Annotated in this window: 16 protein-coding genes and 1 tRNA gene; 8 read left to right on the forward strand and 9 right to left on the reverse strand. The window is 35.5% G+C overall.

Going from position 1 to position 20,443, the window contains the following annotated elements:
- Window positions 1–14: 14 nt before the first annotated feature.
- The 8 genes from ACLU24_RS09035 to ACLU24_RS09070 form a co-directional block, all read right to left on the reverse strand.
- Window positions 15–740, reverse strand: coding sequence for an HAD family hydrolase (locus ACLU24_RS09035; RefSeq protein ID WP_412612094.1), 726 nt, complete (start codon window positions 738–740; stop codon window positions 15–17).
- Between the two features lie 520 nt (window positions 741–1,260).
- Complete coding sequence (locus ACLU24_RS09040; protein WP_412612097.1) at window positions 1,261–2,373, reverse strand: DUF2974 domain-containing protein; 1,113 nt, start codon at window positions 2,371–2,373, stop codon at window positions 1,261–1,263.
- A gap of 131 nt (window positions 2,374–2,504) precedes the next feature.
- A complete protein-coding gene (locus ACLU24_RS09045) occupies window positions 2,505–3,551 on the reverse strand; it encodes a prealbumin-like fold domain-containing protein (protein WP_412612100.1) in 1,047 nt (348 codons plus the stop codon).
- 14 nt (window positions 3,552–3,565) lie between these two features.
- The gene (locus ACLU24_RS09050) at window positions 3,566–4,453 is read right to left on the reverse strand and encodes a class C sortase (protein ID WP_412612102.1); all 888 of its coding nucleotides are present in this window, start codon (window positions 4,451–4,453) and stop codon (window positions 3,566–3,568) included.
- Window positions 4,454–4,455: 2 nt separating this feature from the next.
- Window positions 4,456–5,304, reverse strand: a complete 849-nt coding sequence (locus ACLU24_RS09055) for a class C sortase (protein ID WP_412612105.1) — start codon at window positions 5,302–5,304, stop codon at window positions 4,456–4,458.
- A gap of 177 nt (window positions 5,305–5,481) precedes the next feature.
- Window positions 5,482–7,059, reverse strand: a complete 1,578-nt coding sequence (locus tag ACLU24_RS09060) for an isopeptide-forming domain-containing fimbrial protein (protein ID WP_412612108.1) — start codon at window positions 7,057–7,059, stop codon at window positions 5,482–5,484.
- Between the two features lie 113 nt (window positions 7,060–7,172).
- Entirely contained in the window at window positions 7,173–11,240 is a 4,068-nt protein-coding gene (locus ACLU24_RS09065) for a Cna B-type domain-containing protein (RefSeq protein ID WP_412612110.1), read from the reverse strand.
- Between the two features lie 361 nt (window positions 11,241–11,601).
- Window positions 11,602–11,677: transfer RNA gene (locus ACLU24_RS09070), tRNA-Ala, on the reverse strand.
- Window positions 11,678–11,975: 298 nt separating this feature from the next.
- Between ACLU24_RS09070 and ACLU24_RS09075 the strand changes: the two genes are divergently transcribed.
- Entirely contained in the window at window positions 11,976–13,619 is a 1,644-nt protein-coding gene (locus tag ACLU24_RS09075) for a PASTA domain-containing protein (RefSeq protein WP_412612113.1), read from the forward strand.
- A gap of 62 nt (window positions 13,620–13,681) precedes the next feature.
- Here ACLU24_RS09075 and ACLU24_RS09080 read toward each other — a convergent pair whose 3' ends face one another.
- The gene (locus ACLU24_RS09080; RefSeq protein WP_412612114.1) at window positions 13,682–14,368 is read right to left on the reverse strand and encodes a helix-turn-helix domain-containing protein; all 687 of its coding nucleotides are present in this window, start codon (window positions 14,366–14,368) and stop codon (window positions 13,682–13,684) included.
- A gap of 84 nt (window positions 14,369–14,452) precedes the next feature.
- Between ACLU24_RS09080 and ACLU24_RS09085 the strand changes: the two genes are divergently transcribed.
- From ACLU24_RS09085 to ACLU24_RS09115, 7 genes are all read left to right on the forward strand, one after another.
- On the forward strand, window positions 14,453–15,082 hold the full coding sequence (locus ACLU24_RS09085) for a histidine phosphatase family protein (RefSeq protein ID WP_412612117.1): 630 nt from the start codon (window positions 14,453–14,455) through the stop codon (window positions 15,080–15,082).
- A 16-nt stretch (window positions 15,083–15,098) separates the two neighbouring features.
- Window positions 15,099–15,755: a hypothetical protein gene (locus ACLU24_RS09090; protein WP_412612119.1), complete on the forward strand. Its 657-nt coding sequence runs from the start codon at window positions 15,099–15,101 to the stop codon at window positions 15,753–15,755.
- Window positions 15,756–16,257: 502 nt separating this feature from the next.
- A complete protein-coding gene (locus tag ACLU24_RS09095) occupies window positions 16,258–17,535 on the forward strand; it encodes a hemolysin family protein (RefSeq protein WP_412612122.1) in 1,278 nt (425 codons plus the stop codon).
- Window positions 17,536–17,553: 18 nt separating this feature from the next.
- Entirely contained in the window at window positions 17,554–17,727 is a 174-nt protein-coding gene (locus tag ACLU24_RS09100; RefSeq protein WP_412612125.1) for a DUF3006 domain-containing protein, read from the forward strand.
- A gap of 85 nt (window positions 17,728–17,812) precedes the next feature.
- Complete coding sequence (locus ACLU24_RS09105) at window positions 17,813–18,757, forward strand: metal ABC transporter substrate-binding protein (protein ID WP_412612128.1); 945 nt, start codon at window positions 17,813–17,815, stop codon at window positions 18,755–18,757.
- A gap of 19 nt (window positions 18,758–18,776) precedes the next feature.
- Complete coding sequence (locus ACLU24_RS09110) at window positions 18,777–19,523, forward strand: metal ABC transporter ATP-binding protein (protein ID WP_412612131.1); 747 nt, start codon at window positions 18,777–18,779, stop codon at window positions 19,521–19,523.
- The gene (locus ACLU24_RS09115; protein ID WP_412612133.1) at window positions 19,523–20,365 is read left to right on the forward strand and encodes a metal ABC transporter permease; all 843 of its coding nucleotides are present in this window, start codon (window positions 19,523–19,525) and stop codon (window positions 20,363–20,365) included. Before ACLU24_RS09110 ends, ACLU24_RS09115 begins: the two co-directional genes overlap by 1 nt.
- The last annotated feature ends 78 nt before the right edge of the window (window positions 20,366–20,443 follow it).

Raw genomic sequence — 20,443 nt, forward strand, 5'->3', positions numbered from 1 at the left:
CCAAAACGGACATATTATTTAAGTAAAAGCTTTTTGGCTTTTTTAAGACTACCGTCCATAACCTTATAATCAGCAAGAAGTTCACCTTCAATTTCAGGCGATATATTTGTGTGAATATAGAGGGAAGCAAGTCCCGCATCGTGCGAACCTTTTATATCGGTTATGTAATCGTTGCCAATCATAATTGTTTCTGATTTCTTTAGTTTATAGCGTTTGAGAATTGTTTGGTAGAACTTTACATCAGGCTTTTTGCAACCCTCATCTGAAGAAATTACTATACCGTCAAATTCATCATAAATTCCGAGAAGTTTTAATTCTGGCTTTGTGAATGAACTTTGTGCATTGGAAAGTAAATAAACTTTTCCGCCTGCTTCTTTTAAAGAGCGAAGTAAATCTAAAGCACCATCATAGAGCTTAATATACTTTAATGACATTGCACGAAATGAAGCAGCTAAAAATGCAGCTAATTCATCGCTGCATTCTGCTCCCTTTTCAGTTACAAGCCCCTTGAAAACATCAAGAAGTTCCGGCTCCGGCTCATCTGTATACTTTGTTGCTGGAACAGCCTTTTTTGCCTTTTCGCAAAGTTCATTATACTTACTTTGAAGTTCCTTTGTTTTATATTTTGCACCATACATAGCAAGAAGATTCTTAAAACCACGCCAAAGGCTTTTTTTGCCCTCGTCTGTATGAATATCTACTAATGTTCCATAAAGGTCAAAAAGGTAATTTTTATACATAAAATTTTTCTCCAATCCAAATGAATTTTACCCTATTTTAATACATTTTTGAAGATAAATCAACATTTTATAGGATAAATTTTGTTTATTTTTTTATTTAACAAAAGTTAAAAGTTTCATCAAATTTTCTAAGATACTTAAAAGTTAGTTCAAGGCGACGAGCCGCCGCTCCCAAGATGAGGAATCGCTCGACAAGTCTCGCTCGTAGTGAGTATATGAAGTTTACCCACACAGAGGTCTAAACTACCGAATGGGTGAACATAGTTCGCCCCTACGATTTGTTAAACAATTTCTTTAAGACATTTAAAATTTAGGTCAAGCCTTTGGTTGCCGTCCACAGGCGGCGAAACATTTTATACCTCTCAAAGCTTAGGAAGGTATAAAAATATTCTAGTGGAATGTTTTTCTTAGGAAGTTCCCTGTGAATATCAAGCTATGGTGAAAATGAAAAATTGCTTTCTATAAGCAAAATCTCTATATTCTCAATTAACTTAAAGCTACTATAAACTAACAACCTACATCATTTAACAATAAGGTCTTTGTTTATGACAACCTGCAATAGTCCTACTCTTGTACTCTTTAAAAGCGACATAAAAACTTGAGTTAATGCCTTGCGTGTAGGTTCATCAAGGTCCTTGATTGATTTAAGCATAGTTATTGCATTCATAAAAAGATTGCCTTCAAGCTCTTTTACAGTATTGGCATTTGTCTTTGTAAGAATTGTATACATAGTATCAACAAATTTTTCACGTTGTTTATAATCTAAATTTGCAATCCACGCTTTGAGCGTATAATCAATGAATATACTTGTATTATCGACAGCCTCAAGACAAATAAAACTATCTATCTGCACACTCCAAGAATAAAGGTCGTGCTGTAAAAGCCCAAGTTGTGTGCTATGTACAATAATATATCTTTCTTCGTGACCAAGCAACATTCCTACAACAGATGATTGTGGCACAAATGTATTAACTTTATCGCAAATTCTCTTATAGCCTTCTTTTTGCAAAACTTTTTCATCAAAACCTGGTCCATCAAAATTATAAACGATTTCTATTCTATTTTGAACAGTCTCGCTACAAAACGCTGCAGAGTAAACTGCGAGATTTCCTCCCTTTGAGTGTCCGCCAACAAGCATATTTTCACTATGCTCTGATGCGATTTTTTCTATATAATCAACAGCTAATTCTTGTGCGGGCACTGGAAAAACAAAGCCCATATTGAAATCTTCTTTCCAACCTATAAGCGTATTGTCTGTTCCTCGGAAAGATATATAAAGCTCACTTTCGTTAATTCTTATTGTAATAGCAGAAAATTGCGTCTGCGTTTTCTCGTCAATTTTATTGACATAAGCAAACAGTTTCATACTATTAAAACGCCTACTATTTAAAAGTTCATTTAAAAATTGAATATCCTCTTTTTGTATGACTATATTTTCTATATTTGGATAGGCTATCAATTTTTTTGCCATTTCTGCGATTGTTATTTCTTTATTCGAATTTTGTTTCATTATAAGCTCAAACGGCAAGTAAGACAATCTTGCAAGAATAACTCCATCTACATCATTAAATTCCCTTTCACTAAAGGATAAATCGCCACGCCAAAACATATAATCAAAAATATTATTCGCCATTACATCTCCCCCTATATAATATAACTAAATTAATATGTAAAATAAATAGCAAATATTCTTTTTATACAATAGAATTGTTATCTATTCTTGTAAAAAACGCTTCCGCAAATTTATACGGAAGCGTTTTATTTTTATTTATTATTCTTTCTTAAAGAGTAGCTCTTAATTGTTGCAAAAACAAGCAAACCTGCAATACAGAACATAAATATATATGGTGTATTATTTGAGTCATCAGAAGTTTTTACAGGCGGTGTTGGTGTAGACGGAACTGAGCTTTCTATATCCTCTTTAGAATTAACAACAGTTAATTCTACAATATTACCTGCTCTGCGAACATAGCGAGTATTTTCGAGCTTAACTGAACCGTGGCTTGATAATGTAAATTCACGCGGATTTGAATCAAGTATATATCCAGTTGGAGCTTGAGTTTCTATAAAACGATATGTTCCGAATGGAAGCCTCTTAATGACTATCTGTCCTTGTGCATTTGTAGTCAAATCTGAACCGTAAGATTTCCAATAGTAATTGCCCTTTGAATCTGAGCCTTTCTCGACATTATCGGGAATATTTTCGGAATCATTATAATAGGTTTTGCTTTGAAAGCTGAAAGTTGCTCCAGCAAGAGGCTCTGCATTATCGCCGCGCTTATTCAAAATTACTGCTGACTGACTAAAAATTTCATTCTCTGCAAATTTTGCCTTCATATTGATGTCGTATATCTTTTTATTATCGCTCATATAAGGCATAATTGTTATTGACGGTTGAATTATATATTCATCATCTTCATCAGGCTGAATTATAAGATATAATTTATCTGCTGAAAGATTTTTAAAATATGCCTTTCCATCAGACTGAATATCAGTTACAATGCCAGAAATATTATTGTTTTTTGCATATTCTTCAAGTGTGTAACTAATTTTCTTAGCTATACTTGTATCTTCCCAGCCATCAAAAGAAACTTTGCAATCTTTAAAATTGTCATTCATTATATAGCTTCCGTTGACATAATCTGCAACATCAATCAGTTTTAAATTTATACCTTGAGTAACCTCGTTTACTTCAACAGTTATTGAGCCAAGCTTTGTATCGGATGCATTAACACCTATAACCGAAAAGCTTATTGCAAATGCACATAACATAAGCATTGCTATAAATTTTTTCAGATATTTATATCTCATAAAATTTCCTCCCTCTAAGATTTTTGTTTTTCTTTGCTTGCTTTTTCTTTATTTTTGCTTTTCTTACCTACCGGCAAGAAAAGAATTAACAAAATTATCGCTATGACTATTGTAGCAACAATAATCGCTGCAATAGTTGCTATAACTTCAACCGGAAGCTGTTCCTTATCGTCATTTTGTGTTGGCGGTGTAGCGGTAATTTCTTTTGACTTTTCTTCATATGGAATACGGGTTCCACGAACAAGAAGTCTGTGGTCATTGATGCCATATGGTGTACAGGTTAAAAGTGTGACATAGTCTTCGCCTTCGATAATCTGTATGTCACTATCATCTTCGGGCAAAACCACTTTAATCTGGTCAACCTTATACGCAAGAACCTTGCCAAGGACATGAATATAAAATACATCACCAAGTTCCATTTTGTCAAGGTCTGTAAAAAGCTCTGCAGACGGCAAGCCTGTGTGTGCAGGCAAAACTGCATGGGTACTTTTTCCACCAACCGGAAGCGATGTTCCCTCCATATGACCTACACCTTTTTGGAGGACTTCATCAGACATATCATGAAAAATCGGCAAATAAATATTTATTTTTGGAATATCTATATAGCCGATTGCGTCTGTTACTGTTAAAAGTGCTTCATAGTTTATTACTGAAAGTGCTTGTGTATCCTTTTTTGCAAGGGCTTCATTATAATCTTTTGCTTTTTTCTCGAGAGCTTCAATTTGTGAAGTATCCATTTTCTTGACTGCATCATTATATGAGCCAATTTCTACACGAGATGTATATACTGAAAGCCAATTACTGACTTTCGGATATATAAAAATTGCAATGCCAACGAGCAAAAACAGAAAGATAAATACAAGCGGAAGCCTGCGCTTTACACGCTTTTTTATTGTTCCCATTGCTATTCCTCCTGCTTTTCATTTGATTGCTTATCTTGCTGATATTTTTCTACTTTTTTGCGGTCCTTATGAAGTATTATACAAGCAATAATGAAAACGATAATAGCAATAAGTACAATCACACCGATTATAATAATCTGGTTTATAACATTCTGAAATAGTGCATCATCAGATGTCGGCGGCTCAGTAATTTCTGAGGTACTTCCGCTATTCTCATCAGGAGTATATGGAACACGAGTTCCACGCACAAGAAGTCGGCGGTCATTGATGCCATAAGGTGTGCAAGTTAAGAGTGTGACATAATCTTCTCCGGAAACAATCCTAAGATTATCCGTTTCATCCGGCTTAACATCTTGGATTTTATCAATCTTATAGGCAAGAATTTTATTAAGAATATGTATATAAAACATATCGCCTATTTTGACTTGGTCAAGCTGGGTAAACATTTCAGCACTCGGCAAACCCGTGTGTCCCGAAATTACACTATGTGTATTTTTGCCGCCAACCGGCAAAGAAGTATTTTCGAGATATCCACAACCTTTTTCGAGGACTTCATGAGAAGTACCATAATATACGGGTAAGTAGATATTAACCTTTGGTACATCGACATAACACATTATACCGTCTGTGCGATTAAGACACTTTGCGTCTACATTGGTTTTTAAGCCGCCGTAAAGACTTTTGTTATACTCATTAGCTTTGGCGAATAGCTCGTCAATTTCCGAGGTATCAAGATTTTTAACCTCTTCATCATAGCTGCCGATAACAACATTGGCGGTCATAACCGAAACCAAATTACCCACGAATGGATAAAGAACGGACGCAACACCAACAAAAAAGAGTATTGCCATAACAAAGAGCGGCCATTTCCTAAGCTTTTTGTGTTTCAAGTTTTTACGCCCTTTCGCAAAGTTTTCCGAGAGGCTTGCCACATTTCTGAGCCAAGCCCCTTGGAAAACCTGCTCCGACCAAAACGGAGCGGAGCAGATTTAACAATTAGCTAAGTGAAATTAAAGAGTAAGTATAAATTATTCCTCAATCTTTCTCTTCTTCATGTAAACGATAAGCATGATACCAGCTACAAGTACTACACCTGCACCAGCAACTGTGAAGATGATTGTGCCCATTCCACCTGTGCCTGGAAGTGTTTGGCCTTCTACGTTTGTAATTGTTCCAGTATAGTATGTTCCATCAGTACTTGCTTCCAATTTAAGTGTTGAGTTCTCTGTTGAAAAATTAAATACACCGTTGTATTCGCCACCCTCTGTAAGAGGAGCCGCAATTGTGAATTCTACAGGAGCAAGCTTAGCATAGCCTTCTGGTGCCTTTATTTCTTCGAGTTTATAATCGCCTACATCGAGTCTCTCGAATGTGGTGCTATTAACTGTAGCAGTTGTTGTAAATGTAGCGATTTGCTCGTAAGTACCAGTGCTATTCTTTTTAGAAAGTGTGAAACTTGCTCCAGCTATTGGAGTTGTTTTTTTCTGTCCATCTTTACCAACGAATTCCTTAACAAAATCCATTTTTGTTCTGTAGACAGTTACCTTATCATCAATATCTGTAGGCTTTTCAGAATTTGCTTCTTTATAGTCATTATCAAATGAAACCTTAGCGTCATTGACGTTACCTGTTGTATTTACTACAGCATTCTCATTAACTTCTGCATCAAATTTAACAACTACATCCTTGCCACCATTAGCAAGTACATAAGCATCTGAAAATACTACTTTAAATCCACCATCACCAGTATTTTTTGTTATAGTATAGTCTGTTCCTTTTGTTGCTGTTGTACCACCTGTAATTTCAACAACAATACCGTCTGTTGGATCACTATCATCAGCTACTTTATCGAATTTAATAGATAATCCAGCTGTTGGAGTATCAGTAATAGTATAATCTTGTGCTATTTCCTTTACAGCATCAGCATAAGATGGAATCTGAGATTTAATAGAATAGGAAACTGTATCACCTATCTTTACAGCTGCTGAATTTTTTGATGTAGAAACATTATCTGTTTTACTATTTACACTTTCAATAGACTTATCAACAGATATTGAAGAAGTCTTTGGAGCAACAGTTAAATTGCTAGCAGCAGTAATAAGAGATGGTGCTATATTCATCTGTGCATCTGCTGTAGGAACAACAAGATAGTAGCAATTAGAATCCAAAGTTACAGTAGTATCTGCTGTAATATCCGGCACAGTTACATCAGGTGCAGTAGCTGCAGGTACCAATGCATCTGTTAATGCCTTTATATTTGCTTTGTAATTATTAGGATTAGCTGTTGCGGAACAATATTTAGATAATTTCTTGTCTGCATCTGAATCTTTAAGTGAAAATGTATCAGTGGAATTATCTGACTTTGTCATTGTTACGCTTACATCTTTAAAAGCTTCTTGAACAGCATAGTTAGCATCAAAAACCTTATATATATTATATGTTGTTTTTAATGCTTTAGAAGTAGTAGCATGCTCATCCAAATTATTTACAGGCTTAACTGTGATTGTAACACCGGCTGCAAAAGCAGTCATTGGTACCATAGATGCTGCGAGTACAACAGCAACAGCAGCGGCAGTCATTCCTTTAAAGATTTTCTTAGCTTTCATAATTTTTACCTCCATATCGGATAATATTGTTTTCTGTGCGATTCCATTTTTTAGCAGTTATATGATTATATGCCTCGCACCTTAGCTTATAATCAATAACTTTTTCAGGAGGATTATTGCACCTCCTTTGATGACTTTTTTATATGCAAAAATGCATATTTTTTATTTAATAGCAACAAACCACCTGCTAACGCTATGGCTATTGCTCCAAATAAAACGAAATTAAATGGATTTTTACCTTCTCCACCTGCTTCCGGCATTACTATCGGAGCAAGTTCCTTATTCGTTACTGTAAGACCATCGTCAGAATAACTTACAACAAAGGTTTTGCCATCAATAGTTATTCTACCATTATCAGCAACTCCAACTTCTTCAATGGTATACTCATAATCCTTTCCTACTAAATCAGTTTTAGGAAGATTATTAAATGTATATTTCCAACCAGACTTATTATCAAGTGTAATGACGTTGCCATAAGATTTGCCATTTTGCTTAAGCTGTAGTTTTATACTTAAATTACTTGTATCGGTCATATCAGAATCGGTACTATCTTTCCATTTCTTTTCTACAGTAACAGAAGTCTTGATTCTTGTATTGGTTATTATTGACTTGTTATCACTATGTATGACAGTCATCTCATAACCCTTAGGAACTACACTTTCTATAACTCGGTATGTTATATCATTACCACCAGATTTTTTTGGCAAATCAGTGTATTTATATGTCCAAGTTTTTCCGTCAGAATCAACTATTAGGTTACTTCTATTACCACCGGCAACTGTAAAACCGCTTGATGTTTTTTTAATACTTACATTACCATTCTTAACATTTGTAAAACTACCTGTGGTTTTACTTTGAAGCTGTAAAGTGATTTGTGTATCATTTTCCGGAACTCCATCAGACCAATTTTTTATCGCTGTATACTCAGTAAGCTGAGGAGCTTCCTTATTAGTAACTGTTACAGTAATATCACTGCCACTAACTATGGTACCAGTCTTTGGACTATACGATACTGTATAATCATCACCATTAGTTTCACTGACATTAAAGTTTGTTCCAACAGGGATACCAGTTATTTCAGCACTTGCTTCTGAGCTACCATTTGGTATTGTTACATTAACTTGCTTAGTAACCGTGCTATTTTCAAGATTAATGCCACCAACATTCGTAAATTCGACATTGAAATTAAATGTCTTATCACTTGTAGCAGTTAATGGGTTGCCATCAGAATCAATAAGTTTTTTAGTTATCTTTAACTTTTGTGTTTTTATACTATTTATAAACTTAACTTTATCCGGAGCACTGATAGAACCAGAAAACTTAAATGCATTAGTATAAGCAGTTGAATTATCATCTGCATAATACTTATTCTTACTGCTATAAGCAGAAGCTGTACTATCGGCTCTTAATGTTTTTCCTGAATATAATTGCCATTCAGTTGAGAACAGGTCTGATATGTTATACTCAGTATTATTATATTTATACTTATCTGCCTCATGTACTTTTAAACTAGAACCTGTATCAAACTGATTTACAAAATGAGAAATATCACCATTTTCAAGTGTAAAAGCACCTTCATTGCTTGTTTGCTTTATTGCTGTATCTGTATTTAAGGTATATTCCTTTTGCGTTTGTGTAAAACTACCAGATTCATCAACATAACTTGCATATCCTATATCGGAAATATAGAACTTTGTGCTAGCCCAAAATGAAACCATTAAATACTTGACATTACTTAAATTAATACCAGAATTCTTTTCTTTCAATTTACTAATGGATATTTTAATTTGCTTCCATTTACCGGACTCAAATTTATTATTATTGCTATTATAAGAAAGGAATTCAGCCCAACATTCCGGAGCAGTTTCTAATGTAGACATCAAAGCTCCAATATCATAATGATCATCCGCATTACTATTAAATAAGCCTATACGAGGGTCATTATTTGCATAACCACTATTCGTATTATATACCCAAAAATATATATACTCTGCATTGCTCAAATCTACGGTTGTTCCATCACTTTTAAAAGGAATTTTAGCACCATAATTACCTTTAGTACCAAAGTCATTTAATTGATAATATAATGCACTTTTTCCACTATATGTAGTTTGAGTAATTGTATTACTAGCATTTGTTATAACATTGCTTGTTGATGTAGTATTATTGGTTGTTGTTTCTTTCAATGTTTTCTGTGTTTTTGCTTCTGAAACATCAAAATTAAAATCAATCTTATCTACATTATCAGAAATAGCTTTTTGAATATCGGAATCAACATTTGATGTATTTACTTCCTTTTCAACATCAAGCTGTGTTTCAGGAACCATATTAAATGTAATCTTCATATTAGATTCCCAAATACCACGCTCCATATAGAAGAGCGTAATAGTATGGCTTCCTTTTCCGGCTGTTAAATCAAGTTCACTAAAAGTTTTAGTAACATTAGAGTTTTCTGCTGTAGAGGTTTTTACCTTTGTAACTGTAGTCTTTTTTGTTGCAAAGTTGATATTGCCACCAACAGCGCCATGTGAACCACCTAAGTCTAAGGCAAGTTTACCATCAACATAAACTAAAACATCATCATCACCTGAGAAATTAAACACAATATCATTACCATTCTGATCCTTGCCTGTATCATTAAGTGTGAATGGAATTTCAAGCTTAACACCAAAGCCATAATTTAATTTATCAACATATGTACCATTTGTTTTTGCCTGAACATTCAGCTTATTACCTGATGGATCATTAACATTATTTACAGATGCTGTTGTATCCCAACTAATATTTTTCAGTTCAGTAAAATCACTATTTGAATTAAATGGGAAGAAGTTTGGCACATTGATTATTTTACCATCTGTATAACCATATACCACACCACTTGAACCTACTTCATCTAAGTAATACTCTCCGCTTGTAGTTTGTTTAAGTCTTACTGTCTGATTAGCGTCAGCACTGTTAAATTCCCAATAGCCATCGCTATTTTTAACAAATGGGAAATCAACATTTTCATAAACATTACCATATGCTGTTTTATAAGAATTATTTCCTCTTAAGAAAGCTTTATCAAAGTAAGGTGCATTCACTGTTCCTGTGTCAGTGCCATATACACCACTACTGCTTGTAGGAATTGTAATATTTCCATTATTCAAGGTCTTTCCAAAAAGACCTTGAACTGCAACATTAGTTTCATGTGTATGGCTGTTTACTCTATCAAAGCAATTATTACATGAATTTCTGAACTCAGAGTTATTATAATAGAAAAAATTTCTATTCTGCCAAGTCATATTTGGATTTTCATTATTATAATAAGAACCATATAACTGCAAGATACTACTTATACCTAAAAATGTTTCACCACTATTCTTTGATTGAAAATGTCCGAAATATAATGGTCTGGATACTTTATTAGTAGAATAGAAATTACTTAAAGCCCTATCAAACCCCTGAGCTTGTATATATCTGGTATTTGTCCAACCATAACCATTGGTATTGCTGTATCTACTATCTTTGCTGTTATTTATATCCTTTCTATTTTCACCTTTTTCTATTTCATAATCACTATAATAGTCATAGAAAGTACTGTTAAAATAGAGTTTTTCAGGATTATGTGCAGGCTTGGAATTTCCTTGAGTAGGAACCGCTGTGCTAATTATTCCATCGCCTTTCGTATTTATTGTTGAACTTCCACTCGCAATTATTTGATTATATCTATTTTCTCTTTTGCAGATATATTGATTATTCGTTTGACTATTTTGACAAACAAGTACATTAAATATATTTGTAGCTGCTCCAGAAACTTTACTATTGCCAAAGATATATTCCAAATTACCTAAATTAGTGGTGCGTAAATTACCAGATGAAAAATAAATTTCTCCGCTTGTACCCAATTTATCCCATTTTGAAGTATCAAGTGCATAAACATTTGTGCCTGGAATTTTTGTCATCTCATATTGCTTTGTTCCCCATGACGGGCAATTTAGATAAACAGTACCATTCCACAAGCTTGAAACATTCGATGTATCAAAATAAAGCCAAGTATTTGTATATGTATCGCTGCCCGCAGCTTCAGCTTTATTTCTATTAAAAAGATTCATAGGGAAAATGCCTATAAGTATCATTAAGGCACACAAAATCGCCACACTTGATGTTAGTTTTCGTTTCGATGTCGATGTCATTATCATAATAGCATAAACCTCCATAAACCTTTTTGCATCTTAATAATGAATTGTAGCCTACTGTTTACATAATTTTCTTTAAACTTTTCTTAATTATAGCACTTTTACACAAACCCGTCAAGTACTCAACTCAAAAAGTTATTATTTTACAATTACTAACACGCTTGAAACTCATCTTTAATAGATTAAACAAGCATTGTTGTTTTATTGATACTTTAATACTACTATACTCATTATCGTGCAAATCTTCAATTAATATCCTACTGTTATGTAAATTTATCCTTATAATGTAAAAAATTGTATTTTAAAATATTAAAATACAAAATTCTCCCGCAATACTTCGAGAGAATTTATTATACATTATATGTGGTGGAGATAAGCGGGATCGAACCGCTGACCTCTTGAATGCCATTCAAGCGCTCTCCCAGCTGAGCTATACCCCCATGTGATTTGCTACATTATATATTATTCTTATATATATTGCAATATCATTTTTACACAAAAACATCACATATGTTCCGTACAAATTTTATAGGTTTTTTCCAAATTTCATATACTTTACTAAAATTATGCTTAAATTTACAAATTTGTAATTCTTATCCCTTTACTAAAACTTGCTTTTTTACTATCAACTATGATATAATCAATTATATATTGGCAAACAAGTTATAAGCACCGTGCAGCTTTCGCTTGTAATTATTTCTAAAATTTGATTCAGCACGGAGATAGGTGGCTTTATTCATGTCGCAATTATGTTTAGGTTGTATGTGCGAAATTAACGGTGAGCAGAAATGCCCACATTGCGGATTTGATAAGGACTCTGTACAGTCTGCACCCTTTCTTCCATTGGGTACAATCCTTCAAGAGCGTTATTTAGTGGGCAAGCAAATTGACAACAGTGTTGAAGGCGCTTACTATATAGGTTATGATAATTTTATGCACTCTGCTATCATTATTCACGAATTTCTTCCGTCAGGAATCTGCGGACGAGCTCCCGGAAACGTAGACCTTGTTATTCGTGAAGGCAGCGAACAGACCTTTGAAACTCTGAAAAAATCTTTCCTTGAATATTACAGAACTCTTGCAAGACTTCGTGAACTTTCATCCATAACACCGATTTACGATATTTTCTCTGAAAATGGTACTTGCTATACTGTAGAGGAAAAGCTCGACTGCATTACATTTAGCGAATATATTGAGAGAAGCGGCGGCTCTATTGATTGGAATACTGCAAGACCAATGTTTATGCCTGTTCTTTCTGCTCTTACATCAATTCATGAGGCAGGAATTACTCACTTTGGTATAAATCCGGAAAGCCTTGTAGTAACACCTGCCGGAAAACTCAGACTTCAAAGCTTTGCTATAAGAGAAATCCGTCAACAGAATGATATGATTGACGCAGAGCTTTTTGATGGTTGTTCTGCTCCTGAACAATATGACCCAAATGCATATCTTGATGAACGTACAGATGTTTATGGCTTTACGGCAACTCTTTTCTTCGCTTTGACAGGTCGCCTTCCGGAAGATGCGGACAAGCGTAAACCTGACGGCAAGCTTCCGCTCCCTACATCAGTTTTTAAGCAACTTCCACCTCATGTTGTAACAGCTCTTGCCGGCGGACTTCAGGTTCTCAGAAGTGCAAGAACTAAAACCTGTGCCGACCTTAAAACTCAGCTTTCTGCCGCTCCAACCGTTCGTGCTATTCAGAATGAGGCTACTCGTAATGCAGTTCAGGCAGCCGCTGTAAGAAGTTATAATGCAAAGAAAAAGAGCGGTATTCCAGGCTTTGCGTGGGTACTCGTCTCCTGCCTTTCAGCTTTACTTATTCTTGTAGTTGCTGCTATTATATGGGTTAGCCAATCTAACTTTAATATCGTTATATCTAATGGTGAAAGCAATGCTGATGAAGATTCCTCTGTAAGTTCAGCAGCATCTGCCATAATCGATACTTCTGACCCTGATTCTATAGTTGTTCCGAATCTCTGTGATAAGGAATATAATCGTGTACTCTCAGATTCAAGCAATGCTGAATATAGCGTTCTTCAAGAGAGTGAAGCAATGTTCAGCAATACAGTTAAAGAGGGAAATATAATTTCTCAAATTCCTGAGGCTGGTTCAGTTGTAACTAAAGGTTCTACAATCGTAGTTGTCGTAAGTAAAGGACCTCAGCAGAGAGAGCTTCCTGCAATAAATAATCTTACTGTTGAAGAAGCTATTAAAACTCTCAGCGGCATGGGCTTTATCGTAAATAAAACAGAGGTTGCAAATGACCAAGTCGCAAAGGGTGCGGTTATCGGATATAAGGACTATAAGGTTGGCGATACTGCTCCTTATGGTTCTAAGCTTACAATTACCGTAAGCCTTGGTGCAGAAACCTCTGATTAAGCAATAAACCAATTCAAATAAAAGCGACTGTATTAACACAGTCGCTTCTTTATTATATGAAATTATAAATAGTAATTTGTCATATTATTTTCTGCAATCTTAATAAGGTCTGAAAGTGCCGCCGCATATTGCGGATAACGCTCTTGTATCACACTTGGCGAAAGGCTTATTTCTCTATCCTTATATATATTTTTTATGAATGTTTTTGCTGAAACCTCTGCGTTAGCTTCATTGACAAGCATCAATGCTGAAGAAAGCCCTCTTTGAAGCTCAGTATTTATAGCAAAAAAATCTTGTGGATTTTGTGGATTTGCATTATATAGCAATCTAAACATCTTATAAACAGAAACCATAAGATATGACGAAACTTCACTTGTAAGGTTTTTATTACCTGTTTGTGCAAGTATATTGAAAATAACATAAACCGAATTCATTACAAGCTTTCTATTGAGATTAGCAAGGTTTGCACAATGACTATCGCACTGAGGTTTTTCATTAGAATGATTTTCTGTACTTTCTATATTGAGCACAGCTCCCTTTCGGTCTGATGTAATCCCGACAAGATAATCACAGGAAACATCATAATATTTTGCTACACGAACAAGAAAATCTAAACCGCATTCCCTTATCCCTTTCTCGTAATGTGAAAGCAAAGCCTGAGATATTCCAAGCTCAGCGGCAACTTGCTTTTGACTCATACCTTTTTCTTTTCTCAATAGTGTAATAATTCGTGGAAAATCTGTATTCAATATGATTCACCTCACAAAAATACTTATTGTAGATTATACTACTCTCATAACTATTTGTAAAGAAATTTTAAGGAGAAATTTTATATGAAATCTTATCAAATCAATTTTATCCGTCATGGGCAAACTGAAGCTAATGTTCAAGGTGCTTATATAGGCGTAACTGATGTACACCTTTCACCAAAAGGCAGAGAACAGCTCTTAAAAATAAGCAATGAGCAAGGCTATCCACGCACAGAAATGCTTATATCAAGCCCTCTTTCTCGCTGTCTTGAAACCTGTGAAGCTATTTTTCCATCGCAAAATGTCACTTTAAATGGTGCATTTTCAGAATGTAATTTTGGAGACTGGGAAGGCAAAACTGCCGCACAGCTTGCTGGTGAACCTAAATTTGCAGAATGGCTTTCAAATTCAGAAAAAACTCCTCCACCAAACGGAGAAAGTGGTGCGGACTTTACTCGCAGAGTATGTCTTGGTTTTGAGCGTCTTGTAAACTCTATGATGACTTCGGGCATTTCTTCCGCAACTATCGTCACTCATGGCGGAGTAATTATGACGCTTCTTGCCGTATACGGACTTCCTCAGGCTCATAGCTACGATTGGCGTATGGATTGCGGTTATGGCTATGCAACAAGAATAACTCCTGGTCTTTGGATGCGTGATAAGGTTATTGAAGTTTATAATACAGTTCCATATCCTCCTGAAATAAATGATTGAATGAAAGGTGATTATCTTGAAAAAAGCTTTTAAACTAACCGTTCTTATATTTTCTGCTATGCTCTTACTCTCTGCTGCGGCTTGTTCTCAAGGACAAACCGACAATCAAAACAGTACCGTATCTGAAAATCAAAATATTGTTTCAGATGCTCGCAGCATTAAAACTGATAAAAAATTTGATATTAAAAAAGCCTTTGACAGCATACAAATAAATGGAACAATGCTACCGTCTCCCCCTTGTATTTCTGATTTTGGAAAGGATTTTACTCTTGGCACTAAGCTTTTTAGCGGTGATAAAGATACCTCCGGCAGACTTATCGGCAATCTACTTAGCAACAAGGCTAAATCAATTTCTTATGATATATATAATGTAAGCAATGACGAACAAAGTGATGACACAAAACTCAAGAAAGTTAAACTGGATATAATTTCTCAGGAAAACGCTGACGCTATGGCAAGTAATTCTTTACTTTCTGTTCTTGGAATTACTGTTGGAGATAGTATGGACGATGCTGATAAAGCATTTGGCATACCTGAAACAAGAAGTATAACTGACAGCAATTCCGGAATATATACTTATACCTCAAATGAGGATACAAGTAAAATGATTTCGCTTGATTTTAAGGATAATATCGTAACGAAAATAACTATATATTATTCTGTTCTGGGATAATTTAGACTGATGATAGCTTTTAAAAAGTTTGAATGAAACTTAAAGAGCGATTCTACAGGTAGTGGAAGCACTTCACTTAAAATGGTTCGCTATTCGACTTTACTAACAAAAGAAATCAAGTGGCGGACTAAGTCCTCCACTTAGAGGGCAAAGAAAAGTTAAGGGCGTTGAAACCTATGAGAGATTCCGTCCCTCAACCCTGCAAGCTTTTGAAAAAGCTTGAGCAAAACTTTTAAGTGTCTAAAAGAAGTGCATCAGTCAAGCGGTAATTTAATCCTCCGCGTGGAAAAACTTCTTGTATTCACCACGAGCGAGACTTGTCGAGCGATTCCGCGTCTTGGGGGCGGCGGCTCGCCGCTAAATTTTACAATTTATTTTTCTCTTTATTCTAATTAAGAAATATAATTACTTTAATAATTTATATAATAGGAAGAAGTAATTCTTAATTGCACAATGAAATATTTCAAATTGTGCATAAACATTTTATTTGGAGTGATGATTTTTGGATCCTTGGTCTACGATTGCCATTTGCGTTGTGTTACTTTTGCTTTCTGCATTCTTTTCATCAACGGAAACGGCATTCTCGTCAGTAAGTAAGATTCGCCTTAAAAACCTTGCCGATAACGGCAACAAAAAAGCTAAAACTGCACTATATGTTGCAGAACGATATAGCAAGGCTCTTACGACCATTCTTGTCGGAAATAACATTGTAAACATTGCAAACTCTTCTTTAGCAACAGTTTTCTTTGTAAACCTTCTTGGTGAAGCTCAGGGTACTGTAATCAGCACAGTTGTTATTACAGTAGTTGTTCTTATTTTCGGCGAGGTTCTACCTAAGAATATCGCAATAGGCAATGCAGAAAAAATTTGTATGACCTTTGCACCTATTCTTAAATTTCTCATGGTTTTGCTAACCCCTATTTCTATTATTCTTATGGGAATAAATAAGCTCTATAAAAAAATTGCACGAAACAACAATGATTCTGAACCTTCAGTTACAGAAGATGAGCTTAAATACATAATAGAAAGTATCGAGGAAGAAGGCGTTCTTGAACAGCAAGAAAGCGAACTTGTACAGTCTGCTCTCGAATTTGACGAGAAAACAGCTGAGGAAATTCTTACTCCTCGTGTAGACATGGTTGCAATAGATATTGACGACCCTGTAGAAGAAATTACTGAGCTTGTTCTTAAAGAAAGATACTCTCGTATTCCGGTTTACAGAGATAATATTGATAAAATAATCGGTGTACTTCACACAAGAGATTATCTTGAGGCTCTTATAAATAATAATGAAAAGCCAAATATTGAAGCTATGCTTCAACCTGCACATTTTATCTATAAGACTAAAAAGCTCTCTGCTTTACTTGCAGATTTCAAGTACAACAAGATTCATCTCGCTGTTGTTACTGATGATTATGGCGGAATCTTGGGTATAGTAACTATGGAAGACTTGCTTGAGCAGATTGTCGGTGAGATTTGGGACGAAGACGAAGAGGAAGAAAAAATGTCCCTTAAAATCTCTGATAATAAGTATGAAGTAAGCGGTGATATGTCTATTGCAGATATGCTCGAGCTTTTTGATAAACCTGCAAAGTATATCGAAACCGAAAGCAATTCTGTCGGTGGCTGGGCATTGGAACAGCTCGCTAATATTCCTGAGCCAGGCGAACGCTTTACATACAAAGAACTGGAAATCACTATTCGTGAAGTGCTTGACCAAAGAATTCTAAGTATGATTATTGTATATACACCGTCTGAAGCTGAGGAAGACGAAGAATAATTAAGCAAGGAGAACACAATGAGAAAGCTTAAAATTGACCGCACAGAAGGAAATTTCTTCATCTGTGAGGACAAAGAAAAGAAAATGTTTGCTATAGAAAAAAATGAAATGCCTAAAGAAGCTAAATGCGGAGATATGATAGTTATTTCTGATGATGGCATAATCAGTATAAGCGATACAAAAAATAAATAAGACATAAGCAAAAGGGTGAACGATTGTTCACCCTTTTATATGTTCACTCACTCATATGTTAAGGACAGGTTGGTGATATTTTACTATGAAAAAAATATTGGCGTTGCTTTTAACAACGACTATCGCAGTCAGTTTATTATCAGGCTGTATAAGAACTGACTATCAAAAAGACAAGGTTAAATTTTTAGCCTCCTTCTACCCTATCTATATAATGGCTCTTAATATCGTTGATGGTGTTGAAGGTGTTGAAGTTGATTGTATGGCTGAAGTTCAGGTCGGTTGTCTGCACGATTTTAAGCTTTCAACTGACAATATGCGAGATATTGAAAAATCTGATGGCTTTATAATCAATGGTGCTGGTATGGAGGGCTTTATTGAGGATATTGCAAACAGAGTTGATGGTTTGCATATAATAGATTCCAGCACAGGTATAAGCCTTCTTGCAGACGGGCATCATCACGATGAAGATGAGGACGAACACGACCATGAACACGAAGATGAACATAATCATGACCACGGCGAATATAATGCTCATCTTTGGGTTTCTGTTGCTAACTGTATAAAGCAAGTTGAGAATATAACTGAGGGAATCATAAAAATTGACCCAGATCACGAAAAGGAATACCGAAAAAATAGCAAGGAATACATTGCTAAATTGACTAAGCTACAAAATGAAATGGAAAGCGGTCTTGCAAATATTTCTGATAGAAATATTATTACATTCCACGAGGCATTTGACTACTTTGCTGAAGAATTTAACTTAAACATTGTAAGCGTTATAGAGCGTGAACCCGGAAGTGAGCCTAATGCAAAGGATTTAGCGTCTATAATCGACTTAACCAACGAAACTGGTGTTAAGGCTCTATTCGTTGAACCGCAGTATCCTAACACTTCCGCAGATATAATAGCCGCCGAAACTGATGCAAAGGTCTACACCCTCGACCCCGGAGTAAGTGGTGATATGAATAAAGATGCCTATATAACTATGATGCAAGAAAATTTGAAGGTTTTGCAAAAAGCATTAGCCTAAGCATAGAAAGGATTTTGAAATGACTGATTTACACAAAAAATGCCATTGCAGTGTTAAGATTGAACATCTCTCGGTAACACGAGGTAATCAAAAAATTCTTGATGATGTTAATCTTGAGGTTAAGCACGGCGAAATTACAGCAATTATCGGCCGAAATGGTGCAGGAAAAACAACTCTGCTTAAAGCAATTATGGACCGTATTCCGCACACCGGAACAGTAACATATTTCAACAGTATGGGAAAGAAGATTTCTCAGCCTAAGATTGGTTATGTTCCTCAATCGTTGAGCTTTGACAGAGGAACTCCGCTTACTGTTGCAGATTTATTCTGTGCAAATTCCGGAATGATGCCGGTATGGTTCAGACATAAAAAAGACAAGCTCGCTCACGCAAAAGAAATGCTTGCCCATGTTGGTGCAGAAAAGCTTATTGATAAGCCACTTGGCAGAATTTCTGGTGGTGAATTACAGCGTGTATTACTCGCATTCGCACTCGACCCTATGCCTGATATGCTTATACTTGATGAACCTGTTTCAGCACTTGACAGACGAGGAATAAGCTCTTTCTACGATTTAGTAACTTCTCTTAGAAGTGAGTATCATATGCCTGTTTTGCTCGTTTCTCACGATTTAGGTCATGTCACAAAATACTGCACTCGTGCAGCTCTTGTTGACGGAACTATTGTACTTACTGACACTGCGAAAAATATTCTTAAACACAAAGAAGTTCGAGAAGTATTCGGACTTGGAGAGGAGGGTGTGCTTTAATGGACGGAATTTATGCGGTAATGGATTTTCTTTTACCTTTCGATTGGGCAGAATATAATTTTATGAAAAATGCCCTTTTAGCAGTTTTAATGCTTACTCCACTTCTTGGCTTAACAGGAACTATGATAGTCAACAACAAACTTTCGTTCTTCTCTGATGCACTCGGACATTCGGCATTGACCGGTATAGGTATCGGCGTATTGCTTGGCGTAGACAATTATATGCTATCTATGATAGGTTTTGCCCTACTCTTTGCCTTATGTATAACAGGAATAATTCAATCTGAAACAGCCTCAAGCGATACTATAATCGGTGTTTTCTCGGCTGTCGGAGTTGCACTGGGAGTTGTTCTTCTTTCGGCAAACGGAGGCTTCACGAAATATTCAAATTATCTGATTGGTGATATTCTTGCAATTTCACAGAGTGAGCTTTTACTTCTTGCAATAGTTCTTGTTGCAGCGGTTGTTATGTGGGCTATTATCTTCAATAAGCTTTTACTTGCAAGCGTAAATGCAGACTTAGCGTCAAGTAAAAGAGTAAGAGTTCGTCTTTATAATAATTTATTTGTTATAATGATTGCTTTGTTGGTCACCATTTCTATTAAATGGGTTGGAATTATGATTATCAATTCTCTGTTGGTACTTCCAGCCGCAGCAGGCAGAAATGTATCTTCTTCAATGCGTTCATATCACATCACATCTGTTATATTCTCTATGGTTTCGGGCGTTTCGGGATTGATTTCATCATATTATTTTGGAACTTCAGCAGGCGGAACAATCGTATTATTTGCAGCGATAATCTACTTCATAACTTTCTTTATAGGCAGAAAAAAGAAAGCCTAAAAGCGGTGCGTGACCGCACAGGACAAGACGCGGAATCGCTCGACAAGTCTCGCTCGTAGTTGATTAGATAAGATAGTT

Source organism: Pseudoruminococcus sp., from assembly GCF_047012705.1.
Classification (GTDB): domain Bacteria; phylum Bacillota; class Clostridia; order Oscillospirales; family Acutalibacteraceae; genus Pseudoruminococcus.